At 72.2% G+C, this 16300-nt stretch carries 13 protein-coding genes and 1 tRNA gene; 8 read left to right on the top strand and 6 right to left on the bottom strand.

The features are described from left to right. Together CPE01_RS16490 and CPE01_RS12675 are read left to right on the top strand one after the other, a co-directional pair. On the top strand, positions 1 to 737 hold a 737-nt coding region (locus tag CPE01_RS16490), incomplete at its 5' end, for a hypothetical protein (protein ID WP_186811529.1). Continuing rightward, the gene (locus CPE01_RS12675) at positions 734 to 2614 is read left to right on the top strand and encodes a hypothetical protein (protein WP_186811528.1); all 1881 of its coding nucleotides are present in this window, start codon (positions 734 to 736) and stop codon (positions 2612 to 2614) included. The genes CPE01_RS16490 and CPE01_RS12675, both read left to right, overlap by 4 nt. Positions 2615 to 2849: 235 nt before the next feature. Here CPE01_RS12675 and CPE01_RS12670 read toward each other — a convergent pair. Continuing rightward, positions 2850 to 2932 (bottom strand) — tRNA-Leu (locus CPE01_RS12670). 124 nt (positions 2933 to 3056) lie between these two features. Between CPE01_RS12670 and CPE01_RS12665 the strand changes: the two genes are divergently transcribed. Continuing rightward, on the top strand, positions 3057 to 3833 hold the full coding sequence (locus CPE01_RS12665) for an SDR family oxidoreductase (protein WP_146807169.1): 777 nt from the start codon (positions 3057 to 3059) through the stop codon (positions 3831 to 3833). A 69-nt stretch (positions 3834 to 3902) separates the two neighbouring features. Here the strand turns inward: CPE01_RS12665 and CPE01_RS12660 are convergent, their stop codons facing one another. Together CPE01_RS12660 and map are read right to left on the bottom strand one after the other, a co-directional pair. Then, the gene (locus tag CPE01_RS12660; RefSeq protein ID WP_246783925.1) at positions 3903 to 4430 is read right to left on the bottom strand and encodes a superinfection immunity protein; all 528 of its coding nucleotides are present in this window, start codon (positions 4428 to 4430) and stop codon (positions 3903 to 3905) included. Positions 4431 to 4444: 14 nt separating this feature from the next. Further along, the gene (map, locus tag CPE01_RS12655; RefSeq protein WP_146807189.1) at positions 4445 to 5206 is read right to left on the bottom strand and encodes a type I methionyl aminopeptidase; all 762 of its coding nucleotides are present in this window, start codon (positions 5204 to 5206) and stop codon (positions 4445 to 4447) included. 126 nt (positions 5207 to 5332) lie between these two features. Here map and CPE01_RS12650 point away from each other — a divergent pair, with 126 nt between their 5' ends. Then, a complete protein-coding gene (locus tag CPE01_RS12650) occupies positions 5333 to 5689 on the top strand; it encodes a YciI family protein (RefSeq protein ID WP_146807168.1) in 357 nt (118 codons plus the stop codon). A gap of 287 nt (positions 5690 to 5976) precedes the next feature. On the opposite strand, the gene CPE01_RS12645 is transcribed toward CPE01_RS12650, so the two are convergent. Next, entirely contained in the window at positions 5977 to 7071 is a 1095-nt protein-coding gene (locus CPE01_RS12645) for a winged helix DNA-binding domain-containing protein (RefSeq protein WP_146807167.1), read from the bottom strand. A 240-nt stretch (positions 7072 to 7311) separates the two neighbouring features. Here CPE01_RS12645 and CPE01_RS12640 point away from each other — a divergent pair, with 240 nt between their 5' ends. Further along, positions 7312 to 8394, top strand: a complete 1083-nt coding sequence (locus CPE01_RS12640; protein WP_246783929.1) for a fatty acid desaturase family protein — start codon at positions 7312 to 7314, stop codon at positions 8392 to 8394. Between the two features lie 439 nt (positions 8395 to 8833). Here the strand turns inward: CPE01_RS12640 and CPE01_RS12635 are convergent, their stop codons facing one another. Beyond that, a complete protein-coding gene (locus CPE01_RS12635) occupies positions 8834 to 9037 on the bottom strand; it encodes a cold-shock protein (RefSeq protein WP_048343508.1) in 204 nt (67 codons plus the stop codon). 687 nt (positions 9038 to 9724) lie between these two features. Between CPE01_RS12635 and CPE01_RS12630 the strand changes: the two genes are divergently transcribed. Further along, entirely contained in the window at positions 9725 to 10708 is a 984-nt protein-coding gene (locus tag CPE01_RS12630; protein WP_246783924.1) for a LacI family DNA-binding transcriptional regulator, read from the top strand. Positions 10709 to 11051: 343 nt separating this feature from the next. Here the strand turns inward: CPE01_RS12630 and CPE01_RS12625 are convergent, their stop codons facing one another. After that, positions 11052 to 13961: a glycosyl hydrolase gene (locus CPE01_RS12625; protein ID WP_146807165.1), complete on the bottom strand. Its 2910-nt coding sequence runs from the start codon at positions 13959 to 13961 to the stop codon at positions 11052 to 11054. A gap of 452 nt (positions 13962 to 14413) precedes the next feature. Here CPE01_RS12625 and CPE01_RS12620 point away from each other — a divergent pair, with 452 nt between their 5' ends. After that, the gene (locus CPE01_RS12620) at positions 14414 to 14923 is read left to right on the top strand and encodes a low molecular weight protein-tyrosine-phosphatase (protein ID WP_246783923.1); all 510 of its coding nucleotides are present in this window, start codon (positions 14414 to 14416) and stop codon (positions 14921 to 14923) included. 127 nt (positions 14924 to 15050) lie between these two features. Continuing rightward, positions 15051 to 16217, top strand: coding sequence for a pyridoxal phosphate-dependent aminotransferase (locus tag CPE01_RS12615; protein ID WP_146807164.1), 1167 nt, complete (start codon positions 15051 to 15053; stop codon positions 16215 to 16217). Positions 16218 to 16300: the final 83 nt, after the last annotated feature.

Genomic DNA, 16300 nt, shown 5'->3' with positions numbered 1-16300 from the left:
AGCGTGGACTCGACTTCGGCAACCTCAGGCAGCTGTGCGTCCCGGATCACGTCGAGCACTTCCTCGCCACCGGCATGAAGCACCTGTCCGGACACTCGAAGGCCTCCTATGGTTCGGCTCTTCATCGCATCGCCAAGCGCACCAACCCCAGAGTCGGATGGGCACCGCCCCCGACGAAGCACGCGCGCAAGGCGCTCTCGGACCCCTACGACGAGCACGAGGTCGAGTGGCTCCACGCCATCGCCTCAACACAGGGCACCGAGGCGCGCCGGCGCGCGGCGCTGACGGTCTGGTGCCTCTCGTACGGAGCCGGACTGCAGGGACCCGAGTTCGGGACGTTGCCCGGAGACGCGGTCCGGGTCGTCGACGGCGTCGCGGTCGTCGACGTCCCCGGTGCGAACGCGCGGACGGTCCCTGTGCTCGGTTGCGCGCGCGACGACCTGCTCGAACTCGCTGCCCGCTACCCGGACCGGCCGATGTTCTCCGACCGGGCACCGTCGCGGAACTGGACCGCCAGCGTGCTCGCCGGCGAGCAGATCCCGCGCGGTGCGCCACGCTTCACTTCGAGGCGGTTGCGCATCTCGTGGATGGTCACGCTCACGGTCGCCGGCGTGCGGATCTCGGAGCTCATGGACCTCGCGGGACGTGAGACCACCAACGGGTTCGAGGACCTCGCGAGGTTCATCCCTCAGCGATCCGCGACCGACCTGCGTCGTCTGATCGGTGGCGTCAAGTGATCTCCAGCGTGATGCTCGCACCCCTGCCCAAGCATGTCGTGAACGCCTGTGACTACGACCTGGGGCAGGCCGTGAAGATCGCCGAGGCCATCATTGACCGCACAGGCCTCGCTGACGCGCTCGAGTGGTCGCTCACGTCCGCCGTCGGGCGCCCGCGCAAGGCGACGTGGCGCATGATCCTCGTCGTCTTCGCGACAGCCGGAATCCTCGGCACGGACATGCTCATCACCAAGGTCGCGCGGGTCGCGACCTCGATGGCAGCGAACGGCCACCTCCCCTCGTCGGTCTCCTACGACCAGCTCACCGACGGACTCGACCGGTTCACCGCTGAGTTGGAGAGCGGCCGGATCGTCACGGCCCACACCCACCCGCTCGTCGTGGACCGCCGCACAGGCGTCGTCCACCCCTGCCCCGAGGGATGCGAGGGCGGTCGACCGATCTCGCGCGAGCGGTTCGCCGCACTGCTGCTGCTCGCGTCGGGATACCCGCCCGGCACGGCACCGAATACGACGGTGTTCGCCATCGACTCCACCGATTTCGAGACCTGGGCAGCACGCAAGTCGTGGCACAGACTTCCGGACATCGACACGTCCGACGGCGCCGAAGAGGCCACGGAGGACAGCGTCGACTCAGCCAATAGCCGCGTCGATCACCAGTGGCCCGTACGAGGCGCTGACGGGCGCGCACGGCACACGTGGGACCCCGACGCTCGCGAGGGCTACCGCTCCGGGAAGAACCTCAACAAGAAGGGCGTGTTCGTCGGTCTTGACGAGCACATCGCGACGGCCGTCGCCGAGCTTGGAGAGGCGTCCGGGCCTCACCTCGCGGTCGGTCTCGCGACGGCTCCGGCCGGCTCAAGCAAGGCCGCCGCGGGCCTTGCCCTGCTCGACTCGCTCGAAGGGCTCGTCGACGTCCGCACGGTTCTCAACGATCGCGGCTACTCCTACCTCAAGCCCGAGTCCTGGGCACTCCAGCTCGCAGCGCGACACATCAACTCGGTCTTCGACCTGCACAAGGCTCAGCGCGGAATGCGACCGGGGCCGATCCCGCACACGATTTGGGTCGATGGCGGCCTGTTCTCAGACGCGCTGCCGACCCACCTCATCGACCTGCCCGGCTTCGACATCGGCATAAGCGTGCAGGACAAGATCGAGCTACGCGAGAAGTACGACCAGCGCGTCCCCTTCGCCTACGGCACTCAGGGCGAAGCAGATCCAGTCACCGGCTCCCAGCGTGTCCGCGGACCTGCCCTGCGCAAGACGGTTCGCTGCGTCAACAACCCGGAGTCGATGTCGCTCCCCTACAACCGTCCGATAACGAACTGCGTCAAGGGCGTCGGCAAGGACGGAAAGCCGTCTTGCGGCTGCTCAGGCACCAAGGTCCTGCCCGTGGACGAGCAGGCCTGGAACCGGCAGCTCAGCCCTCTGTGGGGCACGACCGCGCACGCCGCCTCCTACGCGCGCCGGGTCGCGATCGAGGAGCTGAACTCCGACGCCCGGACCAACCGCGGCATCACACTCGACCGGTTCTTCACACGCGTGCTCGGCGCTCCGAAGAACCACGCTCTCGCGACGTTCGCGCTCCTCGGAATCAACGTCCGCCAGAACCGTGACTGGCACGTCAAGCGGCTGCTCGCCGACCCGTGGCTCACGGCCATCGGCGACACCACCGACCCGAACTGGGCCGAGGTGCACGGACACCGCAAGCGCAAGCCGCGAGTGCTGGCTCTGCACGAGCGGATCGTGCGCGGCGAGATCCCCGGGCAGAAGCCTGACTCGCTCCTGTCGCGGCGTCGAAACGCACGGCGTCGGCGGACCTCCGACGTCGCCGTGACGACGGTGTCCTTCCGTGACGAGGACCTGCCACCGCCGGCCTAGCGATCCGTCGCCGTCCAACCCCATAGCAAGAGGCCACCAGCCCGCCGACCCCAGCGTCGGCGGGCTGGTCGGCGTTCCCGAGCAACGGCGCCAGGGGCGTGCCGGGTGGTGCCTAGCACGCTAGCGTGACAGCAAAGCCGCAGGTCAGGGCCAGAAACGACGAACTCCCGGCCGAGGAGTCCTCGACCGGGAGTTAGCCAATCTCACCTGCCCGGATAACCCGAACAAGCCTGTGTGCGCGAGGGGGGATTTGAACCCCCACGCCCTTTCGGACACTGGCACCTGAAGCCAGCGCGTCTGCCGTTCCGCCACTCGCGCGCGCTGCAGAAGGCTAGCACGATCGACGGGGTGCCTTGTCCACCGCGATCCGTCCCGGGCGGCGCGCGGAGGGCCGCCGGAGGAACCGGTGCGGTGTCCCCCGGGGACCGGGCAGGATGGCCGGATGGCCGACGACGCACCCGTGCTGGTGACCGGTGGGACAGGGACGCTCGGGAGCCGGGTGGTCGCCGAGCTCGTCCGACGAGGGCGCACGGTGCGGATGCTCAGCCGCCGGCCGGGTGCCGGTGCGGCAGGCGTCGAGCACGTCGTCGGGAACCTGGTGACGGGGGAGGGGATCGACGACGCGCTGGCCGGCGTCGCGGTCGTCGTGCACTGTGCGAGCGAACCGCGCAAGCCCGAGCGAGACGTCGAGGCCGCGGCGCGACTGCTGATCTCCGCACGCCGAGCGGGGGTGGAGCACCTCGTCTACATCTCGATCGTCGGGGTCGACGCGATCCCGTACTCGTACTACCGCGCCAAGCGGCAGGTCGAGGAGCTGATCGAGGCCGGCGAGGTGCCGTGGACGATCCTGCGCACCACGCAGTTCCACCCGTTCGTCTCGCTGCTGCTGGACCGCATGACGCTCGGACCGGTCACGTTCCTGCCGAGCGGCACGAGCCTGCAGCCCGTCGACGTGGACGAGGTCGCGGCGAGGCTCGTCGACCTCGTCGAGGCGGGGCCGTCGGGGCGCGTCGAGGACATGGGCGGGCCGCAGGTGCTCACGGCCGACGAGGTGGTCGCGTCGCTCGAGCAGGCGACGGGTCGTCGGCGGCGGACCGTCCACGTGCGGCTGCCGGGCAGGTCGTTCGCCGCGTTCCGCGCGGGGCACCAGCTCACGCCGCAGCACGCGACGGGTCGTCGGACGTTCGCGGAGGCTGTCGCACGCTCGTCTGACGGCTGACGCCCGCGACGCGCGTCGGACGCCCGACGCCCCCGACGCGCGTCGGCCGCCCGACGCCCGAGGCGCCAGTCAGGCCACGTGACCTGTCCAGCGCGTCCCGTCCCAGAACGCGTGACGGCCGTTCGCGAGCGGGTACCAGCCCGGCGGCACCGGCACGGGACCGGCCTGGATCACGCGGTGCGGCAGGCACGACCAGATGAACGCCCAGATCCAGCCGACGACTGTCCAGCCGGTCAGGAAGTTGAGCCAGAAGATGCCCCACCGGTCGGCCTTGCCGCGGGTCATGGCGATCGCCCACGGCAGCATGTAGAGGCTCGAGAAGAACGTGACGATCCACGCGACCGCGATGCCTCCGCCGGACACCTGCACCTGGTTCGTGCGCAGCGTCGCCCACGGCGGGGGTGGGGTCGTCGCCGCCGGCGGGTAGACGGCCATGTCCTGCGGCGGGACCGGGTGGACGGGCACCACGCCGCCGGCGCCGACCGGCGGCGTGCCGTACACGGGCGTCGGAGGACCGACGGCCGGCGTGCCGTACGGGCTGGTCTCCGGCAGGTCGTACGGCCTGGCGCCCGAGTCGTAGCTGTCCGTGCCCCCCACGTCGGTCCCTTCCGTCAGTCCCGCGCCGTCAGGACGACCGTGCCGTCCTTCGTCAGCGCGACGGTGTGCTCGAAGTGCGCGGCGAGCGACCCGTCCGCCGAGCGGATCGTCCAGCCGTCGGGGTCCACGACGTACTCGTCGCCGCCCGCCATGAACCACGGCTCGATCGCGATGACGAGCCCGTCCTGCAGCTTGTGGCCGCTGCGGCGACGGCCGTCGTTCGGGACGTGCGGGTCCTCGTGCATGGTGCGGCCCACGCCGTGCCCGCCGAAGTCGGTGTTGATGCCGTAACCGGCCCGGTGGCCGACCTCTCCGATCGCCGCGGAGATGTCGCCCATGCGCCCACCGACCTTGGCCGCCGCGATCCCGGCGTGCAGCGCGCGCTCGGTCGTGTCGATGAGCCGCTGCGCCTCGAGCGTCGTCGACCCGACCTGGAACGTGATCGCCGAGTCCGCGACCCACCCCTGCACCTGTGCCGCGAAGTCGATGGACAGCACGTCGCCGTCCTGCAGCACGTACGGCGACGGCAGGCCGTGCAGCGCGGCGTCGTTGACCGATGTGCACAGCACGCCCGGGTACGGGATCGCGCCGAACGACGGGTGGTACCCGAGGTACACCGAGTGCGCGCCGGCGTCGTCGATCATGCGGTGCGCGTGGTCGTTGAGCGCCTGCAGCGTCATCCCGACCTTCGCGACGTCCCGCAGCGACGACAGCACGCCCGCGACGAACTTCCCCGCGGGGCGCATCGCCGTCACGTCGGACCGGCTCTTGAGCATCACGTCCCTCACCTTGCCACCTCGGCGCCCCGGGAGCGGTCGGATCGCCCGTACTGTCGAACGCGCAGCGGCAGCCCCGTCACCTCGACGAGAGCGGGACGGGCCCGCACCTTCCGGGAGGACGACATGACGACGGCGACGCACCTGGTGCTGCTGCGCGGCGACGAGCGCGCGTGGGAGGCCCGCACGGACGACGAGCTCGCGGCGAACTCCGCCGCGCACGTCCGGTTCACGGCGCTCGCGGCCGAGCGCGGCCACACGATCGTGCGCGGTGAGGAGCTCGGGCCGACCGCCCTGGGGAAGGTCGTGCGACGACGAGCGGGCACGACGACGAGCGTGTCCGACGGCCCGTTCGGCGAGACCACCGAGATCGTCGGCGGCCTGTACCTGGTCGCCACGACGGACGTCGACGACCTGGCCGCCCTGATCGCCGACACCCTCAACGAGGACGCCGAGATCCGCCCGCTGGTCCTGCACCCGTAATAAAGGTGGGCGCGCGCGGGGGACAGGCGTAGCGTCGAGGACACACGGGAAGGAGGTGGTCCGAGAGATGAAGTACTCCAGGACGCGTGAGGTGGCTGCTCGCTAGTCGCCCGAGCACTTCGGACGGATTGCATGGTCCGCCCGCAGAGCCCAGCCGGATCATCAGGACCCGGCAGGGCGGCGAGCGAATCTCCAGCAGTCACCGCAGCCCGTGGGAGCCGCGAACTCGTCCCTCGCGGCAGGGCCCCGTCAGGGGTACCGGCCCACGGGCTGTCCCATGCCCGCAGTCAGCCGACGGTCACGTGGACCTCCTGGCCCGCGAACTGCGCGTAGTCCTGGAACGCCGCGAGCACGGCGTGGTGCTCGGCGTCGGTGAGCTCGCGCGCCGGGTGCAGGCGCACCTCGATCACGGAGCGCTCGACGCGGCGCTGCCACCACCCCGCGAGCTGCTCGTCGATCAGCAGCACGTGCAGCGACGCGTAGTCCGTCGGCCGCCGCGCGAGCAGGCCCGCCGGGTCGACGAGCGCACGTGTCGCGGTGAACGCGCCGAACGCCTCGTCGTACGCCTGCAGGACGTCGACCCGCGGACCGGCGCCCGACGAGGGTGCGCGTAGGTCCCGCGGGAGCCACCACAGCTCCTGCTCGTCGACCTCGACCCGCTCGACGGCGTCCCCGAGCCCGGCCAGACCTCGTCGGACCTGGGTCAGCGTGAGGCTCGCCCACCACGCGACGTCGCGGACGGCGGCCGGCCCGTGCCCGACGAGGAACCGCCGCACCAGCTCGGTGAGCGCGTCGTCGCCGGACAGCTCCACCTCGCCTGGCGCGCGCTCGTCGGCCGACGCGTAGGTGTGCACCGTGCCGCGCGCCCGGCCGCTCACCAGCACGCCCTCGAGCTCGGCGTGCATCACGACGAACGACACGCGGTCGTTCGTGACCTCGAACCCCTCCGCAGCGAGGGCCGCGGCGAGCTCCGCGCGCGTCGGGTGAGCCGCGGGCGTCAGCCGTTCGACGACGCGCGCGACGAGGGCGTCGGTGCGGGCCAGCGTCTCGTCGTCCAGCCCGAGCTCGCGGTAGCGAGCGGCGCACTGCCGCTGCACGCGCGGGGACGTGAGCGCCAGGACCCAGCGCAGGTCGTCAGGCGTGAGCAGGTGCCACGTGGTGCGCAGCGCATGCGTGCGCAGGAGCGCGCCGTCGTCGAGCGCGCGACGCACCTCGTCGTCCGACGCACCCGCGCACCGCTGCCCGAGCGACCACCGCGCGACCGGAAGCTCCTGCCCCTGCACGGCCAGCAGGTCGGCGACGGCCTGGACCGGACCGGACGCCCGAGGACCCCGCAGGTGCTGGGTCTCGAGCCGGTGGCGGACGACCTCGGCGGCAAGCACGTCCCCACGCTAGGACCGAGGTCCCACACACGACCTCCGCGAGACGCCCCTGCCCCCGACGCGTGCGCGGGGTACGGTGGGGAGGCGATCGGCACCCGCCCTTGGCATCGACGCCCGCCACGCGGGCATCCACGACCCCCTGGCAGGTGCACCATCGCCACACCGACGACGACACCCACGTCCCCCGCGATCTCGTCCCTCGCGAGCTCGAGCACGGGCGCAGCGACCTCCGCGAGTCGGCTGCCCGAGGGCTTCCGCCCCACCGTCGCTCGCTCCACCACCTTCCCCCACCTCACCCACGCGTACACGCAGGTCGCCTCCGTCGTCCGCGAGCGCGGGCTGCTGCGCCGGGCCTACGGGTTCTACGGCGGCGTCGGAGCGGTGCTGCTCGCCGGGTTCGCCGGCGCGCTGGCCGGGTTCGTCCTGCTCGGTCACAGCTGGTTCCAGCTGCTGATCGCCGCGGGCCTCGGCGTGCTCCTGACGCAGACCGCGTTCCTCACGCACGAGGCCGCGCACAAGCAGGTGCTCGCCGGCGGGCGCGCCAACGACCGGCTCGCGCGGATCCTCGCGTGCGGCGTCGTCGGCGTGAGCCTGTCCTGGTGGGAGAACAAGCACAACCGCCACCACGCCAACCCGAACAAGGTCGGCAAGGACCCCGACATCGAGATCGACACGATCTCGTTCGTCGAGGAGGACGCCGCGACCGCGACCGGCCTGCGCCGCCTCATCACGCGCCGCCAGGGCTGGCTGTTCTTCCCGCTGCTCACCCTCGAGGGCCTCAACCTGCACCGCCTCGGCCTGCAGCACCTGCTCGGCCGCGAGAAGGTCGACAAGCGCTGGCAGGAGATCGTGCTCATCGCGGTGCGGTTCGCCGCGTTCTGGATCCCGGTGTTCTGGCTGCTGCCGATCGGGATGGCGTTCGCGTTCGTCGGCGTGCAGCTCGCCGTGTTCGGCGTCTACATGGGTGCGTCGTTCGCCCCGAACCACAAGGGCATGCCCGTCATCGGGCGTGACGCGAAGCTCGACTTCTTCTCCAAGCAGGTGCGCACGTCCCGCAACGTCCGGGGCGGCTGGTGGGCGACGAGCCTCATGGGCGGGCTCAACTACCAGATCGAGCACCACCTGTTCCCGAGCATGCCGCGGCCGCAGCTGGCGAAGGCCCGACAGCTGGTGCGCGAGCAGTGCCGCGAGCTCGACGTCCCGTACGCCGAGACGTCGCTGTTCCGCTCGTACGCGATCGTCGTGCGCTACCTCAACGAGGTCGGCCTCGCGGCCCGCGACACGTTCGAGTGCGGCATGGTCGCGCAGTACCGCCGCGTCTGACCCAACCGCTCCACCAACACCCGCGCCTCGCCCAGCGAGCGCGGGTGTTGTGCTCTCGGCGCGACCTCCGCGCGCCCCGTTCCCCGTCGCGCGCGGGCACGCGAGCGCGGGCGGTGGGGTGCGAGCGCGGTCCGTGTAGGCCCGCGCTCGCGCCGGATCTACCGCGCTCGCGCCTGGTCAACCGCGCTCGCGCGGGGCGACGTCGACGTGCGAGCGGCTTGGCACGATCGCAGGCGTGCGCCCGAGCGATCGCACCGCGGCCGGGCCGGCGCATCGAGCGCGGGTGTTGGGGTGCGAGCGCGGTGCTCGTGGGCCCGCGCTCGCGCCGGATCTACCGCGCTCGGGCTGAGGTGGGGCTGCCTGGGGACGACGAAGGGGCCGTGCGGGTGGCACGGCCCCTTCGGTCCGGGGCCAGGTGACTGGCTCCGGGGGTCTGGCTTCAGAGCGGGCGGATGTTCTCCGCCTGCGGGCCCTTGGGGCCCTGAGCGACGTCGAACTCGACCTGCTGGTTCTCCTCGAGGGAGCGGAACCCGGAGGACTGGATCGCGCTGTAGTGCGCGAACACGTCGGCGGAGCCGTCGGACGGGGCGATGAAGCCGTAGCCCTTCTCAGCGTTGAACCACTTCACAGTGCCGGTGGCCATGATGTCTTCTCTCGTTCGAGGGGCGTGGTCGCGGGCGCGACCTCGCTCGCCGCGCCTCGGGGGGCGCGGACGGGTGATGGCGCGCACTCGACGAGCACGCGGGTGGGGACGGGTCCCGCGGTGGGGGACCAGCAGCGCGTCGGCCGCCGCCCAGGTGGCGACGACGCCGAGCGGCCGCGTGAAGCGGTCGCTGACGCGCAGACCATCGGCAGTCCGCTGGGCCAGGCCCGCGTACTCGTCGGCGATGGTGGCGACCCAAAGGTCCTCGTCGGCCTGGCGCCAGCGTGGTGCTGCGGGCCGGGGACCTGTCTGGGACAGGGGATCAAGACTGGTGAAGATGCTGACTACTCTCGCGCCCCGCGCGTTCGTCGGGGTGGGTGCTTCTCAAAGGTGAATCGGGCTCGCGGTCCTGCTTCGATGCTGAACCGAAGAGCGCAGCGGGAGACCTCCCGCGACATGAACGCTCCGCCAGCGTACACGACGGGGTGCACAGTGCCCAGGTCGCGTCCGCGAACCCCGTCGTGGCCGGGTGCCGCGAGCCCCCCGGACCGGGGTCGGGCGGCGGCGCGGAGACCGGCCGACGAGGCCCCGAGATCACCCTCCCGTGGGGGTGCCCGCACCGGGGTGTCCTGCCTGATCAGGGCTACGATCGTCCGCAGTCCGTGCAGGGTCGCGAGGAGGGGAGCCGTGCGGGTCACCAGTGCTGATGTCGCCCGTGAGAGCGGCGTCTCCCGCACCACCGTGAGCTACGTGCTCAACGAGAAGCCCGGCGTCGTGATCACCGACGCGACGCGCCGTCGTGTGCTCGATGCCGCGAACCGGCTGGGCTACACGCCGTCCGCGGCCGCGCGGGCGCTGCGGTCGGGGCGCAGCGACCTGGTGCTGTGCGTCGTGCCGGACTGGACGATCGGCCCGCTGCTCGACACGCTCATCGACCACGTCACGATGTCGCTCGCGCAGCACGGCCTGTCGGTGCTCGTGCACATCGACCGGGGGTCGCGGCCACTCGCCGAGCTGTGGCGCGCGGTGACGCCGTGCGCCGTGCTCGGGCTGTCGCCGTTCGACGCCGCCGACGCGCGTGCCATGGCCCGGGCGGGGATCGCGGTGATCGGCTCGGCGCTCGACGAGGACCCGCACCCGGAGACGTTCGTCGTGCCGCAGCAGGCCATCGGTCGCCTGCAGGTCGAGCACCTCGTCTCCCGCGGGCACCGCGCCGTGGCGTACGCCGCACCGGCCGACGACCGCCTGGCCGCGTTCGCGGACCGTCGTCTCGCGGGTGTGCGTCACGAGTGCGCGCGTCTCGGCCTGCCCGCGCCCCGGCTGGCGCGCGTGGACCTGACGGTCGAGTCCGCGGTCGCGGCCGTGCGCGCGTGGCGCGAGGCGGGGGAGCCCGTCACCGCGGTCGCGGCCTACAACGACGAGGTCGCGCTCGCGGTCCTCGCCGGCGCGGCCGCCGAGGGTCTGGACGTGCCGGGCGATCTGGCGGTGATCGGCGTCGACGACATCCCCGTCGCGCGCCTGGCCGTGCCCGCGCTCACGACGGTCTGGCAGGCGATCGACGCGCAGGCCGACTACCTCGCGGGGTCCGTGCTCGCCGCGCTCGACCCGTCGCTCGAGCCTCCGGCCCGGCCCGACGACGTCTTCCACGTCCTGGAACGCGCGTCGACCTGACGACGACCCCGCCCGCAGGTGACCGCGGGCTGTGACCACGGGCCGTGACCGCGCGCGGACGACGAGCACGCACCGGACGACCACGCACCGGACGACGACGCGTCGGGCGTGCTTGCGGCGCGGCAGCCAAGCAGCGCCGTGACGACGCCCCGGACGGCGGGTGTGCCGGACGACGCGCGTCGGACCAGGTCACGCGTTGGCGGACGAGGGCAGGGCCTCCGCCGGGTGCGGCCGGCGGAGGCCCTGCAGTCGAGCAGCTTGCGATCGACGAGTGGTTCGTCGTGCGGGCGCGCCGCCCCGGCTCGTGCACCCGGGGTGGCGCGTCGTTCGTCGGACCGTCAGCTCACGAGAACGTGAACCAGTTGACGTTCACGAAGTCCGCCGGCTGGCCGGAGTCGAACGTGAGGTACACGGTGTGGGTGCCCGTGACCGGCGTGATGTTCGCCGGGACGGTGCGCCACGCCTGCCAGCCGCCGGTGTTCGCGATCGCGAAGCTCCCGACCGGTGCCGCGGTCGGGCTGCCGAGCCGCACCTGCACGAGCCCGCTCGCGCCGTTGATCGCACCCGAGGCCACCCGGGCGACGAACTGGCTCTTCGGCGTGCTGCCGAAGTCGACCCGGTCGAAGCGCAGCCAGTCACCGTTGGACAGCCAGCCGACGTTCGACCCGCCGTCGAGGTCCTCCGTCGGCTCGACGGCGACCGCGGTGGCCGCGGTGTACGCCTCGGCCTGGATCCGGGACGTCGCCGGGATGCTCGTGCCGGGCGTCGGCGTCGGGCTCGGCGTCGGCGTCGGCGTGGGGCTCGGCGTGGTGGTCGGGCTCGGCGTCGGCGTGGGGGTCGGCGTGGGCGTCGGCGTGGGAGTCGCAGTGGGCGTCGGGGTCGGGTTCGCGCCGCCCGTCGAGCTCGCGACCGAACGGGCCGGGACGGTCAGCTTCACGCCGTTCGAGAACGTCACCGTGATGGCCGACGAGCCCATGTTCGCGGCCTGGTAGGTCCGCTTCCCGTCCTTGACGAACACCGCGTGCAGCGGGGTGTCCGCGGTCACCGACCGGTCGACGGTCCCGAGGCCGGCGAGGTTCTTGAGCCAGTAGAAGGTGTGGGCCCTCGACTCGCCCTCCTCGATCGCGTACGAGCCCGCCTGCGCACGGAACTGCGCGAGAGCGGTCGGGGCGTCGGCCAGGGCCTGGAACTCCCAGAGGATGTCCTTCCAGACCGTGGCCGGGCCGCCGTTGTTGCGTTCGAGCTCGGCGAGGTTCCGGCTGATGTACGCCGGGTCGTAGCCCAGGTACAGGTGACCAGCCGTCGAAGGCAGCAGGTTGATGCCCTGGATCATCTCCGGCTCGGCGCTGAACCACGTGGCGTAGGCGCCGCCGTCGCCCCAGACCATGCCGACCGTCGAGTGGCCGAACGCGGCGGGGAACGCCTCGTCGTCGGTGTCGAACCAGTAGTTCTCGATGGCCGAGGCCTGCGTCGTGTAGAGGTAGATGCCCAGGTCGCGGACCGTCTTGTTGTTCGTGGCCTGACCCCACTGGATGAGCCCGCTGGCGAAGTTCATACCCTCCGACGACGACTCCTGGTTGTTGCCCGCACCGAACGCGCCGTGCCCGGCGGCCCAGTCGTGGCCGGCGTAGATGTCGAAGTCGCGCAGGAACGGGAAGCGCGTGTCGCTGCGGTCCCAGTTCGCGGCGTCCTTGATGACGGTGTTGACCATGCCGCCGTACGCGGAGGTCGCGGCCCACGACGGGTCGAACTGCGCGACGGTCGCGGCCCCCACCACGTAGTAGCCGTAGTGGAAGTGGTGGTCGTTGAGGTCGGTGTCCGAGCCGTACGAGGCGGGGTAGCCGATGAGCGTGCCCCACTTCTGGTCGTACGCGAACAGCCGCTGCGTCTCGCCCGGCGAGGCGGTCATCCAGTCGGTCAGGCGCGCCTTGACCTTGCTGAGGAGCGCGTCACGCGCGCCGGTGTTGCCCGTCAGGTTCGCGATCTGCGCGACCTGCGTGGCGCGGCCGATCGCCTTGCCCGTCCAGTAGGTGTCCTCGCCGAAGCCCGCGAACGGGTCCTTCGAGGCGACCTCGTCGACGTAGCCGTTGAGCTGGGCGACGTCCGCACCGGACGTGAAGCCGGTGTTCGCGAGCTGCGGGAGCACCCCGTTGAACGGCGTGACGGTCGTGAACTTCGACGCGCCGATCGCGACCCGCATCGGGCCGCGCGGCGAGACGTACGAGTAGCTGGACAGGTTCGTGCCCGCGAGCTGGTCGCGCTGGTGCGGGTACAGCGCGAAGACCGTGCCCGTGCCGTTGCCCTGCTTGGCGGTCGTCGTGAACGTGTACGTCGCGGTGAGCTTGGCGCTGGCCTCGTCGTACGACCACGAGACCTGGGTGCCCGTCACGTGGTTGTGCGCGTACGGCGCGTACGCCGCGAGCGCCGCCGTGCGGCCGGATGCGCTGCCGGTCGAGGGGAGCACCGCCACGGAGAAGAACGAGCCACCGTTGAGCGACGAGCTGATCGTCGTGCCGGACACGGACCACGTGGACCCGGACGGGCCGAACGCCGCGTAGTCGTGGCCGTTCACCGTGAACCCGACCGCGCCGTTCGCGTTGCTCCACACCGTGGGGGTGCCGGTCGTCGTGAGCGTCGCGTTGCCGCCGGTCTTCGTCGCGTACACGAACGGCAGGCCGTGGCCGAACGTGGTGCGCAGGCTGTTGCCGCCGCTGCTCCACAGCTCGCTCACCGTCCAGTCCGAGTAGCCGTCGACCTTCCCGTCGGCGGTGAGGCCCGCGATGCCGATCCGCACGTCCTCCGCGTAGGAGTAGTGGTACTCGGAGACGCCCGTGGCCGTCCCGGAGATGCTCGGGTTCGTCGGGTAGCTCATCCCGAGGCCGTTCGTGAACGCGTGGAACGCCGCCGGGTGCGCCATGAGGTTCTCGGAGATCGACGAGCAGTCGAACTTGCGCCACAGCAGCGACGTCCACCAGTCGTTCGTCGGGATCGCACCGGCGGGGAAGTTGCTCGTCACGTGCGCACGCGGGTTGGTGATCGGCGTGTTGTTGCACTCGGTGGGGACTGCGCCCCCGGCCGGGATCGAGTCGGCGTAGCTGCCGGACCCGACGCTCGCGGCCTGCGCGCGCGGCGACATCGCCACGGCCTGGAGCAGCGAGACGACGAGCGCGGCGGCGGCGACGAGCGCGACGACGACACGGCGGTCGGGTATCCGGGCGGCGCGGGCGCGCGACGGATCGACGTGGGCAGGCATCCGGCAGTCTCCGTTTCTCGGCTGCCGGACGACGTCGTCGGGCAGCACTGGTCACCGACGGCCGTCAGGGGGACGGCGTCGGACAGGATCGGTCCGACTCCGCGCGACGTTGCGGGGCGGCGGACCGAGAGAGCAGCGGTGAGGGTCGGTCACCGGTTCACAACGCCTGCGACGTGCGCCTCCGCATCGAGGCGCCAGGTCTGCCGACCTGCAGCGGGTCATGACTGCAATGTCCGTTGACTCGTGTCACCGGCGCTGTCCCCACAGATTGCTGCCGGTCACAGGGGATGTCAAGCCGAGGTGGAGGCGGGCGTCTCCCGGACGCGCGTCGGCCTCGCCGCGAGCCCCCCGGCGCGCCGGGGCGCGTCGTCTGCCCATGTCGGGTGCGCATGTCCTCAGCGCACGCGCCGGTGGGAACCCGGTCGTGCTGGCCGTGCGCCAGGATGTGCGGCGTGACCTATCGCGTGATGACGGTGTGCACCGGCAACATCTGCCGGTCACCCATGGCAGAGATCGTCCTGAGGCAGCGGCTCGAGGCCGCGGGTCTGGCCGACGAGGTCGTCGTCGACTCCTCCGGCGTGTCCGACGAGGAGCACGGCAACCCGGTCGACCGCCGCGCCCGCTCGGTGCTCGCCGCCCGCGGCTACCCGACCGGTGACGGCCACCGCGCGCACCGCATCACGGCGACCGAGCTGGCCTCGCGCGACCTCGTCCTCGTCGCGACCGCGCAGCACGCCCGCACGCTGCGCCGCATGGCCGAGCCCGCCGCCGCCGACCGCATCGTCCTGCTGCGCCGCTTCGACCCGGCCGCGCCCGTCGTCGGCCCGGGCGAGCCCGAGCACGTGCTCGACCTCGACGACCCCTGGTACGGCGGCATGCAGGACTTCGAGGACTGCCTCACCCAGATCGAGGCCGCCGCCGACGGCGTCCTGACCCACCTGCGCACCACCCTCCACCCCTGACCCACCGCGCCCGCCCTCACCCCGCGTCGACGACCGCGCGGACGGACGCGGGCGCCGCGGCTGCGAGTGGTGCGACGAGTGTGAGCGGGGCGGGCACGGGCAGGGGGTGGGACGGCAGGATGGGGGCGTGAAGGTTGCCTCCCGCGCGCACGTGCCGCCGTTCGCCGTCATGGAGATCATCGCCGCCGCCAACGCCCGGCGAGCCGCCGGCGAGGACGTGCTCAACCTCTGCGCGGGTGAGCCCGCGACGGGCGCGTCGGACGTGGTGCGGCAGCGCGCCGTCGAGCTGCTGACCGGCGGCGACCTCGGCTACACCGAGGCGCTCGGTGCGCCGGGGCTGCGCGCCGCGATCGCCGCGCACTACGGCAGCTGGTACGGCGTCACGCTCGACCCCGCGCGCATCGCGGTGACCACGGGTTCGTCGGGCGGGTTCATGCTGACGTTCCTCGCGGCGTTCGACGTCGGCGACCGCGTCGCGCTCGCCCGGCCCGGGTACCCCGCGTACACGAACATCCTCGCGGCGCTCGGGTGCGAGGTCGTCGAGCTGCCCGCCGGCCCGCAGACCCGGTTCCAGCCGACCGTCGCGATGCTCGAGGCCGCGCACGCCGCGCAGCCGCTCGACGGGCTCGTCGTCGCGTCACCCGCGAACCCGACCGGCACCATGATCGACGCCGACGAGCTCGCGGCCCTCGCCCGTTGGTGCGGCGAGCACGGCGTGCGCCTCGTGAGCGACGAGATCTACCACGGCATCACCTACACCGACGCCGAGGTCGCGACCGCCGCGCGCTACCTCGACGACGGCGCGGTCGTCGTGAACTCGTTCTCCAAGTACTGGGCGATGACGGGCTGGCGGCTCGGCTGGCTCGTCCTGCCCGACGACCTGGTCGCGCCCGTCGACGCCCTCGCGGGCAACGTCGCGCTGTGCCCGCCCGCGCTCGCGCAGCACGCGGGCGTCGCCGCGTTCTCCCCGGAGGGCATGGCCGCCGCGCGTGAGAACGTCGAGCGGTACGCGGGTGCGCGCGAGCTGCTGCTCTCGCGGCTGCCGGAGCTCGGGTGGACGCACGTCGCACCCGCCGACGGCGCGTTCTACCTGTACGGCGACGTGTCCGCGTCGGGGCTCGACTCGATCACCTGGTGCGCCCGCCTGCTCGACGAGGCGGGCGTCGCCCTCACGCCCGGCACCGACTTCGACCCGGTCGACGGGTCGCGGTACGTGCGGCTGTCCTTCGCGTCGTCGGTCGAGGTGGTCCGCGAGGCGGTCGACCGCATCGTCGCCTGGCAGCACACCCTGTAGCCCGTGCGCTGCGCGCGGCGAGCGGACGGCGCACCGCGGACCTCGGAGCCTGGGTCCGACGAAGCGGGCACGCCGCGCGGTGG

The organism is Cellulomonas persica, assembly GCF_007989825.1.
GTDB lineage: Bacteria > Actinomycetota > Actinomycetes > Actinomycetales > Cellulomonadaceae > Cellulomonas > Cellulomonas persica.
The sequence above is the reverse complement of the archived record's forward strand: the minus strand, read 5'-3'. Positions and strand labels throughout refer to the sequence as shown.

Coding starts and splice junctions, on each gene's coding strand:
- CPE01_RS12665 (WP_146807169.1), top strand. CDS start 3,057: ATGGCCGACGACGCACCCGTGCTGGTGACCGGTGGGACAGGGACGCTC.
- map (WP_146807189.1), bottom strand. CDS start 5,206: ATGCTCAAGAGCCGGTCCGACGTGACGGCGATGCGCCCCGCGGGGAAG.
- CPE01_RS12650 (WP_146807168.1), top strand. CDS start 5,333: ATGACGACGGCGACGCACCTGGTGCTGCTGCGCGGCGACGAGCGCGCG.
- CPE01_RS12635 (WP_048343508.1), bottom strand. CDS start 9,037: ATGGCCACCGGCACTGTGAAGTGGTTCAACGCTGAGAAGGGCTACGGC.
- CPE01_RS12625 (WP_146807165.1), bottom strand. CDS start 13,961: ATGCCTGCCCACGTCGATCCGTCGCGCGCCCGCGCCGCCCGGATACCC.